A 13,586-nucleotide genomic window follows, 5' to 3' on the forward strand; every position below is an offset into this window, starting at 1 on the left:
GTAAATATTATTCAATATTTATACCCAAAATAATTCGGTTCGCAGGAAGGCGGCAAGTGGGTGAATCCCGCATCACTGATTTAAGTCAGTGGTGCGGGTCAGCAAACGGAGCCAACGCACCTGCGATCTGAAGTATGAAGCGTAGACGAACTCCTTCACATGTAAGGCTTTGTCCTCCTTTTTCTCGCAATAATTCCCCTGCTATAAACTCTTCTGAAATCATCCTTTGTTATGTTGGACTTTCCTGTCAATCTTTCGCAATATTGATAGTAGACACTAGGCCCCTCTCACAGATGGCTTCCTGCTGCGCTGGCCGCTTAAAAAGCGGGCAACACGAAGAATATGTTGAGCTATATTGCGGTGTTTTCAGGCAAATTTGCCTGTATGGGCCAGGTTGCAAGCTAAATGAACGGAGTGAAAATGGGTCAGGAAAAGCTTTATATCGAGAAAGAACTAAGCTGGCTGTCCTTCAATGAGCGCGTGTTGCAAGAAGCGGCTGACAAAAGCAATCCCCTGATCGAACGGATGCGTTTCTTAGGGATCTATTCCAATAACCTGGATGAATTTTATAAAGTTCGTTTCGCCGATTTAAAAAGACGGATCCTCATCAGCGAAGAACAAGGTTTTCTGGGCGCGTCCCGCCATTTACTGAAAAAAATCCAGGCCAAGGTGCTGCGCATTGATCAGGAGTTCGACAGCCTTTACAACGACTTGCTTCTGGAAATGGCGCGTAATCAGATTTTCCTTATTAACGAACGTCAGGTTTCCGAAAACCAGCAAGCCTGGCTGCGCCAGTATTTCAAACATCATCTGCGCCAGTACATCACACCGATTCTGATTAATCACGACACCAACCTGGTGCAATTCCTTAAAGACGATTACACCTATCTGGCGGTTGAAATTATCCGCGGCGAAGAGATCCACTACGCGCTGCTCGAAATTCCGTCCGATAAAGTGCCGCGTTTCGTTAACTTGCCACCGGAAGCACCACGCCGCCGTAAGCCAATGATTCTGCTGGATAACATTCTGCGTTATTGTCTGGATGATATTTTTAAAGGCTTCTTCGATTACGATGCGCTGAATGCGTACTCAATGAAAATGACCCGCGATGCTGAATATGATCTGGTCACGGAAATGGAATCGAGCCTGCTGGAGCTGATGTCATCGAGTCTGAAACAGCGTCTGACCGCCGAACCGGTACGTTTCGTTTACCAGCGCGATATGCCGGATGAAATGGTGGAGCTGCTGCGCGGTAAACTCGGTATCTCCAATTATGATTCGGTGATCGCCGGTGGCCGTTACCACAATTTCAAAGATTTCATTGGCTTCCCGAATGTTGGCAAAGCCAATCTGGTGAACCGTCCACTCCCCCGTCTGCGCCATTTGTGGTTCGACAAATTCCGCAACGGCTTTGCGGCGATCCGTGAACAAGACGTACTGCTGTATTATCCGTACCACACGTTTGAGCATGTACTGGAACTGTTGCGTCAGGCATCTTTCGATCCGAACGTGCTGTCGATAAAAATCAATATCTACCGCGTGGCGAAAGATTCCCGCATCATCGAATCGATGATCCACGCTGCCCACAACGGTAAGAAAGTCACGGTGGTCGTCGAACTGCAGGCGCGCTTTGATGAAGAAGCGAATATTCACTGGGCGAAACGCCTGACGGAAGCCGGTGTGCACGTTATTTTCTCTGCGCCGGGTCTGAAAATTCACGCAAAACTCTTTCTTATTTCCCGCCGGGAAGGCGATGAAATTGTCCGCTATGCTCATATCGGGACCGGTAATTTTAACGAGAAAACAGCGCGGCTTTATACCGACTATTCACTGCTCACCGCCGATGCGAGGATCACCAACGAAGTCCGACGTGTCTTCAACTTTATTGAAAACCCGTACCGCCCGGTGTCGTTCGAGCATCTGATGGTGTCACCGCAAAACTCACGCGACATGCTTTACCGTTTGATTGACCGTGAAATTGCCAACGTGCAGGCAGGAGGTACCGGCGGCATTACTTTAAAAATCAACAACCTGGTGGATAAAGGGCTGATTGACCGTCTCTACGTGGCGTCAAACGTCGGGGTGAAAATCCGTCTGCTGATCCGCGGCATGTGCTCACTGGTACCGAATTTGCCTGGTTTTAGTGAAAATATTCAGGTCACCAGTATCATTGACCGTTATCTGGAACACGATCGCGTGTATGTCTTTGAAAACGGCGGCGAGACGAAAGTCTTCCTGTCTTCTGCCGACTGGATGACACGTAATATTGATTACCGTATTGAAGTGGCCGTTGCCCTGCTCGATCCGCGTCTGAAACAGCGCGTTCTGGATATCCTTGAACTGCTGTTTAGTGACACAGTAAAAGCCAGAGTGATTGATAAAGAACTGAGCAACCGGTATGTTCCACGCGGAAATCGCCGCAAAGTTCGTGCGCAACTGGCGATTTATGAATATCTCAAAGAGCTGGAACAACAAAGTCAGCAAGCCTGAACCCCTGGAGCGTTATACCATTATGCCCCTTAAAAGCAGCCCACTGAATGCTAAACCACAGGAAATTGCGGCCATCGATCTCGGGTCGAACAGTTTCCATATGGTCATTGCCCGCGTCGTCAACGGCGCGCTACAGGTCCTCGGACGCCTGAAACAACGCGTTCATCTGGCCGATGGCCTCGACGCTAAAAATGTGCTCAGTGAAGAAGCCATTCAACGCGGGCTGGATTGCCTGGCTTTATTCGCCGAACGCCTGCAGGGGTTTGCGGAAAATAACGTCACTATCGTCGGCACGCATACGCTGCGTCAGGCAGTGAATGCCGAGGAGTTTCTCAAGCGCGCCAAAGAAGTCATCCCCTACCCGATTGAAATTATTTCCGGGCAGGAGGAGGCACGACTTATTTTTATGGGTGTTGAACATACCCAGCCTGAAAAAGGCCGCAAGCTGGTAGTCGATATCGGTGGCGGTTCAACAGAACTGGTCATCGGAGAGGATTTCGAGCCATTGCTGGCCGAAAGCCGCCGTATGGGCTGCGTCAGTTTTGCGCAGATGTTTTTCCCCAATGGCGAAATCAGTCGCAGTAATTTCAAACGTGCGCAGCTTGCCGCCGCGCAAAAGCTGGAAACTCTGGCGTGGCAATACAGGCTGCAAGGCTGGCAGTATGCTTTGGGTGCATCCGGCAGTATTAAAGCAGCACATGAAGTCCTGGTCGCCATGGGCGAGAAAGACGGCTTAATTACCCCTGAACGGCTGGAAATGCTGACCGAAGCAGTACTGAACTTCAAGCATTTCAGCGCACTGGATTTACCGGGTTTATCGGAAGACAGGCAATCGGTTTTTGTACCGGGTCTGGCCATTCTGCGCGGCGTATTTGATGCGCTGGCGGTCAAAGAGCTGCGTCTTTCGGACGGTGCGCTGCGTGAAGGAGTGCTGTATGAAATGGAAGGCCGCTTCCGTCATCAGGATATCCGTACCCGTACCGCGAAAAGCCTGGCTGAGCATTATAACATTGATCGGGAACAGGCTCGCCGCGTGCTGGATACGACCGAGCAATTGTATGCACAATGGCTGGCGCAAAATACCAAGCTGGTGCAGCCGCAGCTGGAATCACTGTTGAAATTCAGCGCCATGTTGCATGAGGTCGGTCTGAGTATTAACCACACCGGCATGCACCGTCATTCCTCGTATATTTTGCAAAATACTAACTTGCCGGGGTTCAACCAGGAACAGCAAACGCTGCTGGCCACACTGGTACGTTTCCACCGCAAAGCCATCAAGCTGGAAGAACTGCCGCGCCTGAATTTGTTCAAGAAGAAGCACTACATTCCGCTGATTCAGCTTCTGCGCTTAGGCGCATTGCTCAATAACCAGCGTCAGTCGACGACAACGCCTGAATCCCTGCGGTTATCCACCGATGATAATCACTGGACGCTGCGTTTCCCGGCCGGATATCTGGCGCAGAATAACCTGGTTCAGTTGGATTTCGAAAAAGAGCAAAGTTACTGGGATGACGTCACAGGCTGGAAACTGATGCTTGAGGAAGAAGACGACATTGCGGAAAACTAACCGTTTCGCTGCAATAAAAAAGCCCTCTGGCATCTGATGCGCAGAGGGCTTTTTTCTCCGGCTGCCGTTCAGTTTCAGGCGCCCGGGAGTTCAAGTAGTGTCTTTAACGGCTCCGGTTTACCCACCAGATAACCTTGCATGTAATCCACACCCAGCGCATGCAGCGCGGTTTTCTGGTCTTCAGTTTCTACATACTCCGCCACAATCGATAAATGCTTCATGCGCGCCACCTGACAGATCGACTGCACAATGTAGGCATCCAGCGAATCAGTGAGCATATTGCGCACGAAGCTGCCGTCAATTTTCAGAATATCAGCCTGGATAGCCTTCAGACGACCATAACTGGCATAGCCGGTACCGAAGTCATCAATCGCAATGCGGCAACCATAAGAACGTAATTCCCGCATCGCCAGGTCAGCATATTTCATATTCTGTAGCAGATGAGATTCAGTCACCTCCAGCACAATCTGGAACGGTTCCACCTCATATTCCAGCATGAGTGCTTTAAAATCGCGGGTAAATGTCGGCCGGCACAACGTCGAAGGTGTGAAATTCACCGCAAAACGCAGGCTTGGCAGACGGACACGGTTTTGATTGATAAACATCAGCGTATGTTTCAGCACCCACATATCCAGCTGATACGACAAACCAAATTCATGCACCACCGGCAGGAACTTATCCGGTGTGATCAGCGTTTCATGCGCACCATCTGACATGCGCAGCAGAATTTCATGATAACTGTCGCCGCGTACCCCGAAGATCGGTTGCGCCATCAGCACAAAACGATCGTCATCCAGTGCCCGCTGGATTTTGTGCAGCATCTCGACCTTCTCTCTGATCTCCAGTTGTACCTGAGTGTGATCGTTTTTATTCGATTCCGGCTGTCCGGTGGTCAGGGAAACTTCGGCAATCCCGCTCAGTTCGCCCAGTAAAACCGGCAGATGTTCCACCGGCGAATACACCGTACAGTAAGATAAACCAATGTTGGGATGCAGCGGTAAACCGTTCCAGATGAGACGGAAATCTTCCAGATAGTCATGCAAATTCTGCAGTTTTTTATCCGCATCTTCGCAGTTAAGCCGCAAGACCAGATCATAACCCGGCAAATGATAAACCTGCTCCCCCTTCTGCAGATAAGGCTTCAGCCCGAGCGCCAGTTGTTGTTTGAACTGAATACGTAACTGCATGCCGTAATTACGGCTTAACACATCCATATCGGAGACGCGGATAAAACAGAGCATGGAACGCGGATAGCGCGCCAGATCACGGTTGAAGGCACGCAGGTTAGGCAGGCCAAACACCGGGTCCTGCAAGGCGGCGGCACTGGATCTTTTCATCAGCAAACGCTGCCGTGAGGCGATAGCCGCCATCAGTAACAACGTGATGGTATAAACCAGCATCAGGGCGGAGACGAACACCAGATTATGAATAAAGCCGTTCCCGGAAATAAACCCCTGATAGTAGTGAAATAAAACCGTCAGGGTGAGGGTCCAGACAATACTGATAAAGTAATAACCGTAGCGCCATGCCCCAAACAGCAATACCGGGAACAGTAGCGTCAGCGTGTAATCGCTGAGTAAAATCTTCATGAACGGTTCACTCATCCCCGGCAGGCACAGCAGCGTGACCATAAACACCAGAACCGTAAACCACAGCACAATTTCAGCAAATCTCACGCCCGCTGATTGCTCTTTTCGCAGCCTCATGCATATCATACGTAAATAATGCGGCTTACGGATAATGCGTAACACCAGATAAATCACATGAGAGTTAAGCAGAATGCCGAGGATCAATGCCTGTAAATTGACCAGCGTCCTGAGCGTAACAAAATCCCGTGTCGCCATGCCGAGATAACCGGGCAGTAACCCGCTTTCAATCACAACCTGCAGCACAATGACGAAAAATAACGTCAGGAAAATCACCAACCAGCCTACGCGGGCCTTCGCCAGATTCATCAGCCCGAGCGGTGCGGACCAGCGGCTGCCCGCCTGCCAGCGATAACCCAGCCAGGCCAGGGACAGCGCGGTGAAGTAAATTACCGTCATCAGCATGCCCATCTCGACCCCAACCCGCAGGTAATAACGCAGGAAAAGCGTCAGGACGATGCCAGGTAATGCAGCCCAGTCAAACACCATCAGCAACGCGACACAGGTCGCCATCGGCATATAAATAAGATAAGTGCGGCCATCCGGCAGGGAGATCATCGGAGAAAGCCACGAGGTCACCGGGATCAGCACCAGCGCACAAATTACGGGGAGTCCCCACCATTTATGGCGCATGTTGTGCCTGGAAAAAATTTTATGCATCAAGTCCATCTAAGTTTTGTGCATGAATTTCATGCCGCAATGAAGGGTTCAAAGTATAACTGACGTCAGACTGGCAGTCCGATGACGGTGGCTACGGGTCGCGTCCTCAATTATCGTTGTAAAAACGTCATCTCACAGAAAAAGCGCAGAAGAAAAAAGAATACAGCGGAGGTCGGGACATCACTTTTAAAATATGACTGGATTCTAATGTGCCCCATCTTAAATCCCTTGATGCATATCAATAAACACAATCTTTATGATTTGGCTGAAATTCATCTCAAACAAATTCATCGCGTGATTAACAAAATAAAATGTATAGATTATTTAATGAGATCATTCCCATGAATAAGGAAAAGGATGCGTTTTTGTCAGTTGTATAAAAGATAATACCGCACGTTTTGTTCTTAATCCGATTATCTGGCCGCCTGTTTAGATGTGCTATATATTGTAAACGTTATCATTTGCATGTCTTCATTCCTTCACCGTAGCAACGATTTACTTAAGCGATTAAATTATGTCTCGAAAAACCAACATCAGAATAACGAAAATCGTTTTAGCGATAAGCTTCATTATTTTGTTCGGACGTCTGGTCTACTCCGCTATCGGCGCGTATTCACATCATCAGGATCAAAAACAAACCCTGACCGATACGCAAACTGTGGGGCCACAGGAACCGGCTCCTGAAAAAACCTGTACCGGAACGTTGAAAACCTGCCGTTATTCAAAGGACTAAGGATCTCAAATGCCTGGTGAAAAACCGAAAAATTACGGCCAGAAGCTGGCTGAAAGCCGCAGCAGGATCCTCGATCTCCTTCTGAACACCGATGACCTCGCCGACAGTATTCTGGGCGAGGAACCGGACGTCGATGACGACACGCGTGCACAACTGATGGACAACACCGCCGAGCTGACCTCGCGGGTAAAAAATCTTCATGCCGCTGACGTGGCGGACGTACTGGAAGCCTTGCCGATACGGGAGCGTCTGGCGCTTTGGCGGCTGGTAGAACCTGCTGCGCGCGGCAAAGCACTGGTGGAAGTCTCAGAAACGGTCTGGGACAGCCTGATCGAAGAAATGAGCGATAAAGATTTGCTCAAAACCATGTCACTGCTGGATGTCGATGATCAGGTTTATCTGGCGGAGTATCTGCCCCGCGACCTGATTGGCCGCGTACTGACTTCGCTGGATCCGCGCCAGCGCGACAAAGTCCGTGAAGTCATGAAATTCAGTAAAGAATGCGTTGGCCGCATTATGGATTTCGAGTTACTGACCGTTCGTCCGGATGTCTCACTGGGCACCGTTCAGCGCTTTCTCCGATCACGCAAATCAATTCCCCAGGCAACCGACAAAGTCTTTATCACTGACCGGAAAAATACGCTGATCGGCGAATTGCCGCTGACTACCATTTTACTGAACCCGCCGCATACGCTGGTTTCTGATGTGATGATCACCGAACTCACGAGCTTTGAACCGGAGGATAAAGCGGAGGATGCAGCCAGTGCGTTCGAGCGCTACGATCTGATCACCGCTGCCGTCGTGGATAAAAAAGGAAAACTGATGGGGCGCCTGACGGTGGAAGAAATTGTTGATTTCGTCAATAACGACACCGACAGCAACTTACGCCGTATGGGGGGGTTAAGTCCTGAAGAAGATGTTTTCTCGCCGGTGACCAAAGCTGTACGTAATCGCTGGGCATGGCTGGCCATCAATCTGTGTACGGCGTTTGTGGCTTCCCGCGTGATTGGCCTGTTTGAACACACGATTTCACAGCTCGTTGCACTGGCCGCGCTGATGCCCATTGTTGCCGGTATCGGCGGGAATACCGGTAATCAGACCATCACTATGATTGTGCGCGGGCTGGCGTTGCACCACGTACAGCTCGGCAATCTGAAATTCCTGATGTTCAGGGAACTGGGCGTGGCGCTGATCAACGGCCTTGTGTGGGGCGGATTAATGGGGGTCGTCACCTGGCTGCTCTACGGTGACTGGCAAATGGGTGCCGTGATGACGTTGGCGATGGTACTGAATTTGCTGCTGGCCGCACTGATGGGCGTCGTGATCCCGCTGACCATGGTGCGTCTTGGCCGGGACCCGGCAGTCGGTTCGAGTGTCATGATTACCGCGCTGACAGACACCGGCGGATTTTTCATTTTCCTCGGCCTCGCCACCATTTTCCTGCTCTGATGAATCAATTCCGGCTTTCTGGCCGGAAAATTCGTTATCTATTACAGCGTAATGTAGAATTTACATTAATAATTAGCGCTGATTCTCCGATATTCATTCCTCCTGTCGCAGCCCGACTTGCGACAGGTGCAGAGTAACAGGAATAAATAAGTGTCACTGCGACTGCCTGCAACTCTCCGTCAGCCAGAAAAAGGTTTTCATTGTGGAAAAGAGCAAACCGCTTTCACGCAGGATTTATCGGGCAAACTGGACATCCTGCTTACTTTTGGGCATTTCAATTTGCCTGCTGGCGCTGACTTGCCTGAGTATTATTCAGAAGTCATCCAGCCTCGCCGGGATGTGGCTACCGACGGCATTGCTGATCCCTGTTTTATTCCATAACCGTTATCGCGCCTGGATCCCGCTGCTGGGGTCCGCTGCGCTTGGGATCGCGGCATCACATACCATCCTCGGCACCCCTTTTTTCCATTACCTGCCTTATCTGATCAACAATCTTATTGAAGGGGCACTTTGCGCCGCGTTGTTGCGCAGAATGCTGCCAGCCCAGGATCCGCTTTCCGGGCTGGGTTCCTGGATGAAATTTCTCTTCGTCGCGGTAATTTTCTGCCCGCTGGTCGGCGCGTTAATTATGCTGTTGTTTATTCTGCCTGCTCATACCCCGGCGGAATTACAAAGCCGCTTTGTGACCTGGTTTATGTCAGAAGCGGTGGCGATCCTCGCTCTCACACCACTGGGGCTAATCTACCAGCGCGGCTATCTGTCTAAACTGCTCACTTCACGACGTCTGTTCGGGCTACTTCTGACGTTAATCCTGACCCTGGCCGCCGGTTATCTTGCGCTGAAATGGCTGCCTTACACTTTCGCATTTATCACCATTCCCCTGCTGTGGTGCGCCATTCGTTTACCCCGGATTGAAGCGTTCATTATTTTCCTGGCAGTGACCCTGATGATTGCGTTACTGCATACCAGCGGCATTATTTCTGTTCAGCCGCGACTGTCGATTCAGGTCCCCCAGGGGTTAATTTTTCTGCCGCTGTTACTGATTCTGATGCCTGCGAATGCCATGGCGATGGCGATGCATGCGCTGCGCGCTGAAAAATCTCACATCACGCAGAGTGAAAATCGCTTCAGAAATGCCATGGAATATTCAGCGATTGGTATGACGCTGGTATCTCCGGAAGGCAAACTGTTGCAGGTAAACAAAGCGTTATGTCAGTTGCTGGGTTATGAGGCGGAGTATCTGACGACCCTGACGTTCCAGGAAATTACCTATCATGACGATTTGGGCAAAGACCTGATGCTACTGCAGCAACTGCTTAACGATGAAATCCAGAGCTACACTCTGGAGAAGCGCTATATGCGCCGCAGCGGGGAAATTATCTGGACACTGCTCGCCGTATCGCTGGTGCGTGATGAACACCATAATCCGCTGTATTTCATTTCTCAGATTGAAGATATCAACGAACTTAAACACACCGAAGTGACCAATAAGCGCCTTTCGGAAGCGCTGCATGAAGAAAAAGAACTGCTGCATATCACGCTCAATTCTATCAATGAAGCCGTGATCTCAACTGACCGTAACATGAATATTACTTTCATGAATCCGGTGGCCGAGAAAATGACCGGCTGGACAGAACAGCAGGCACAGGGACAACCGGTGAGCCGCATTGTGCTTATCAGCAAAGGGGCGGGAGGGCCGCTTATCGATAACCTTTTGCAGTTTGATATCAATGAAAACCTGCACTCTTCGGTTGAGCGTTCCCTGGTTCTGCACGGACAGCATACTGCTTTGTTTGACGTTCAGCTGGCCGTGTCGCCGCTGCGTACATTGAAAGACGAACCGATTGGCATTGTGCTGGTACTACAGGATGTCAGTAAATCCCGCGAACTGATGCGCAAACTCAGTTACAGCGCCTCTCACGATTTACTCACCGGGTTATCGAATCGTGGCAGCTTCGAATCGAGCCTGAAAAAAGCGCTCAATGTGACGGCAACACAACGTCAGTCTCATGTGCTGGCGTTTATCGATCTGGATCATTTTAAGGCGATTAACGACACGGCAGGGCATGCCGCCGGGGATGAACTGCTGCGTCAGTTAAGCACCCTGATGCAGGAGAATATCCGCAACAGTGACAGGCTGGCGCGGCTGGGTGGCGATGAATTTGCGCTGATTTTATTTGATTGTCCCCAGGAACAGGGGTTGATAACGCTTCAGCATCTGGTGGATAAAATCAATAATTTTTACTTTATTTGGGAAGGAAATGGCTACCGGATCGGAGCCAGCGCTGGGATGACGCAAATAAACGATGCTAACGTAACCGGCAGCGAATACATGGCGCAGGCGGATATGGCCTGCTATATCGCCAAACACAACGGACGCGGGCGGGTTTATAAATATGAACCGGAGCAAAAAAACGCCATCGCGTACACCAGCGGCGAAACACCGCCTGAAAATCCTCAGTCTGGTGCACAAGGGTAACATTGGAACCCGACTAGGGCATATCCGGCTGCCAGTCGTGATTGAACCATAAATGTAGCGTGGCATAAGTACGCCAGGGTTTCCAGATTTCGGCATAGCGGGCAATTTTCGCCGGCGTCATTCCCGGAAAGCGTTGCTTAATCAGATAATCGCCCCCGAGAAAAACATCAGGCGCAGACCAGGCGCGCATGGCGATATAACTGGCGGTCCAGTTGCCAATCCCCGGCATTGCCAGCAGTTGTTTTATTCCGTCCTGCACATCGGTGATGCCATCCAGCGGCAAACGACCCTCCTCCACCGCCTGTGCAAGATTAATCAGACATGCCGCACGCTTGCCCTGCACACCGATGCCCCGTAAATCATCCACCGTTAACTGCCCGATCGTAGCCGCAGATGGAAACAAATGGGTCAGTGCCACAAACGGCGTACACACAGAGTCTCCCCATTTTTCGGTCAGCCGCGTCGCCAGTGTCGCCGCCATTTTCACGCTCACCAGTTGTCCGAGAATGGCGCGAACCGTCAGCTCAAAACGGTTGATACAGCCCGGCAGACGTAATCCCACGGCGTTTTCCGCCAGCGTCCCCAGACCGCCGGCGATCAGCATCGGCTGCGCATCCAGATCCAGCAAACGCCGCACCTGTGCCGCCACTTTTTCCGTGACCGGCGAGAGCGACGCCGACACTTCCAGCTCAACGCCATGTTGCTCAGGCAACGGACGCAGCCGCAACCAGCCTGTCAGCCGTTCACCATTGTGCATCACTGCCAGCGTGCGCTGATAATATTCGCCGTCCTGCTGTTCGACGCCCTGCAACGCACGTACGCCGAGAAAAGTCGTCATCCATTGCCAGTCATACGGAGGCTGATACGTCAGAAGCATTCGGGTCACAGGGTAATCCTTATAAAAAAGCCTCCAAAAAGGAGGCTGTTGAGATCACGCCTCTCCAAAATAACTGGAGTTGCAGCAAGGCGGCAAACCCGCACTGCTGCAGCTTCAGGTATGAAGGAGATTACTTGCGGCGCCAGGTGGTTCCGGCAGCGCCATCTTCTAACACGATACCCATTTCATTGAGACGATCACGCGCTTTGTCCGCCATGCCCCAGTCTTTGCTGGCACGGGCATCGTTACGTTGTTTGATCAACGCTTCGATTTCAGCCACTTCGTCGTCATTATCCGCCTGTGCGCCGGACTTGAGGAACTGCTCCGGATCCTGTTCCAGCAGGCCAAGTACACCCGCCAGCTGGCGCAGTTCGGCGGCCAGTCCGTTTGCCGCAGACAGGTCTTCCGCTTTCAGGCGGTTGATGTCACGCGCCATATCGAACAGCACAGAATAAGCTTCCGGCGTATTGAAATCGTCGTCCATAGCCGCACGGAAACGCGCAACGAAAGCCTCACCACCGGCTGGCGTTGCAGCAGCATCGGTCCCGCGCAGCGCGGTGTAAAGACGCTCCATTGAGGTACGCGCCAGTTTCAGATTCTCTTCGCTGTAATTCAGCTGGCTGCGGTAATGACCCGACATCAGGAAATAGCGCACACTTTCAGCATCGTAATATTTCAGCACGTCGCGCACCGTAAAGAAGTTATCCAGCGATTTGGACATTTTTTCACGATCAATCATCACCATACCGGAGTGCATCCAGGTATTCACATACGGACCGTCATGTGCGCAGCTTGACTGTGCAATTTCGTTTTCATGGTGCGGGAACATCAGATCAGAACCGCCGCCGTGAATGTCGAAATGCGCGCCGAGCTGTTTGCAGTTCATGGCAGAACATTCGATATGCCAGCCCGGGCGACCTTCGCCCCACGGTGATGTCCAGCTCGGCTCGCCCGGCTTTGACATTTTCCACAACACAAAATCCATCGGATTGCGTTTCACGTTAGCTTCAACTTCAACGCGTGCGCCAGCCTGTAACTGATCCAGATCCTGACGGGACAATACGCCGTAATCCGGATCACTTTCCACCCAGAACATCACGTCGCCGTTCGACGCGACATAAGCATGGTCGCGGTCAATCAGCTTCTGCACGATATCGATGATCTCATCAATGTGCCGCGTCGCACGCGGTTCCGCGTCCGGTGGCAAAATGTTCAGTGAGGCAAAATCAGCGTGCATTTCCGCGATCATACGATCGGTTAGCGACATGAAAGTTTCGCCATTTTCAGCGGCACGTTTAATGATTTTGTCGTCGATATCGGTAATGTTGCGCACATATTTCAGGTCATAACCGAGGTAGCGCAGATAACGTGATACCACGTCGAAAGACACAAAGGTGCGACCATGGCCGATATGACACAGGTCGTAAACAGTGATCCCACACACGTACATACCGACTTTACCGGCATGAATTGGCTTGAATTCCTCTTTTTGGCGACTCAGGGTATTAAAAATCTTCAGCATCAGGCTATTCCGTGTGTTGGGCGTAGAAAATGACGTTGACGCGTTTAAGCGACACTAACGCGTATAATATAACGAAAATGATTTCACCGAAACGCCATAAGGCCACCGGACGGGCTTTAGTCATCACAAAGCCACTGCTGACGGCAACTTTTGAGTTATGGTA

The 13,586-nt window shown here is 51.0% G+C and carries 8 protein-coding genes; 5 read left to right on the forward strand and 3 right to left on the reverse strand.

Features of this window, described 5'->3' with window-relative positions:
- Positions 1 to 420: 420 nt before the first annotated feature.
- Positions 421 to 2,490: a polyphosphate kinase 1 gene (ppk1, locus tag J1785_RS25135; RefSeq protein ID WP_129955600.1), complete on the forward strand. Its 2,070-nt coding sequence runs from the start codon at positions 421 to 423 to the stop codon at positions 2,488 to 2,490.
- 22 nt (positions 2,491 to 2,512) lie between these two features.
- Positions 2,513 to 4,057: an exopolyphosphatase gene (ppx, locus tag J1785_RS25140; protein WP_217220983.1), complete on the forward strand. Its 1,545-nt coding sequence runs from the start codon at positions 2,513 to 2,515 to the stop codon at positions 4,055 to 4,057.
- Positions 4,058 to 4,131: 74 nt separating this feature from the next.
- On the opposite strand, the gene J1785_RS25145 is transcribed toward ppx, so the two are convergent.
- Positions 4,132 to 6,336 carry a sensor domain-containing phosphodiesterase gene (locus tag J1785_RS25145; RefSeq protein WP_238483374.1) on the reverse strand — a complete coding sequence of 735 codons (2,205 nt, stop codon included), beginning with the start codon at positions 6,334 to 6,336 and terminating at the stop codon, positions 4,132 to 4,134.
- A 541-nt stretch (positions 6,337 to 6,877) separates the two neighbouring features.
- Here J1785_RS25145 and J1785_RS25150 point away from each other — a divergent pair.
- The 3 genes from J1785_RS25150 to J1785_RS25160 all read left to right on the forward strand — a co-directional run bounded on the left by J1785_RS25150 (position 6,878) and on the right by J1785_RS25160 (position 11,024).
- Complete coding sequence (locus J1785_RS25150) at positions 6,878 to 7,096, forward strand: YfgG family protein (RefSeq protein WP_217220976.1); 219 nt, start codon at positions 6,878 to 6,880, stop codon at positions 7,094 to 7,096.
- A 9-nt stretch (positions 7,097 to 7,105) separates the two neighbouring features.
- A complete protein-coding gene (mgtE, locus tag J1785_RS25155; RefSeq protein ID WP_217220977.1) occupies positions 7,106 to 8,545 on the forward strand; it encodes a magnesium transporter in 1,440 nt (479 codons plus the stop codon).
- 202 nt (positions 8,546 to 8,747) lie between these two features.
- On the forward strand, positions 8,748 to 11,024 hold the full coding sequence (locus J1785_RS25160) for a diguanylate cyclase (protein ID WP_129955604.1): 2,277 nt from the start codon (positions 8,748 to 8,750) through the stop codon (positions 11,022 to 11,024).
- Positions 11,025 to 11,037: 13 nt separating this feature from the next.
- Here the strand turns inward: J1785_RS25160 and alkA are convergent, their stop codons facing one another.
- Both alkA and cysS read right to left on the reverse strand, forming a co-directional pair.
- A complete protein-coding gene (gene alkA, locus J1785_RS25165; protein WP_238483378.1) occupies positions 11,038 to 11,901 on the reverse strand; it encodes a DNA-3-methyladenine glycosylase 2 in 864 nt (287 codons plus the stop codon).
- A gap of 130 nt (positions 11,902 to 12,031) precedes the next feature.
- Positions 12,032 to 13,423 carry a cysteine--tRNA ligase gene (cysS, locus tag J1785_RS25170; protein ID WP_129955606.1) on the reverse strand — a complete coding sequence of 464 codons (1,392 nt, stop codon included), beginning with the start codon at positions 13,421 to 13,423 and terminating at the stop codon, positions 12,032 to 12,034.
- Positions 13,424 to 13,586 lie beyond the last annotated feature (163 nt).

This window comes from Rahnella perminowiae, assembly GCF_019049755.1.
Lineage (GTDB): Bacteria > Pseudomonadota > Gammaproteobacteria > Enterobacterales > Enterobacteriaceae > Rahnella > Rahnella perminowiae.

Bases quoted from the DNA above. Each gene is read 5' to 3' on its own strand.
- ppk1 (WP_129955600.1), top strand. From the start codon at position 421: ATGGGTCAGGAAAAGCTTTATATCGAGAAAGAACTAAGCTGGCTGTCC.
- ppx (WP_217220983.1), top strand. From the start codon at position 2,513: ATGCCCCTTAAAAGCAGCCCACTGAATGCTAAACCACAGGAAATTGCG.
- J1785_RS25145 (WP_238483374.1), bottom strand. From the start codon at position 6,336: ATGCGCCATAAATGGTGGGGACTCCCCGTAATTTGTGCGCTGGTGCTG.
- J1785_RS25150 (WP_217220976.1), top strand. From the start codon at position 6,878: ATGTCTCGAAAAACCAACATCAGAATAACGAAAATCGTTTTAGCGATA.
- mgtE (WP_217220977.1), top strand. From the start codon at position 7,106: ATGCCTGGTGAAAAACCGAAAAATTACGGCCAGAAGCTGGCTGAAAGC.
- alkA (WP_238483378.1), bottom strand. From the start codon at position 11,901: ATGCTTCTGACGTATCAGCCTCCGTATGACTGGCAATGGATGACGACT.
- cysS (WP_129955606.1), bottom strand. From the start codon at position 13,423: ATGCTGAAGATTTTTAATACCCTGAGTCGCCAAAAAGAGGAATTCAAG.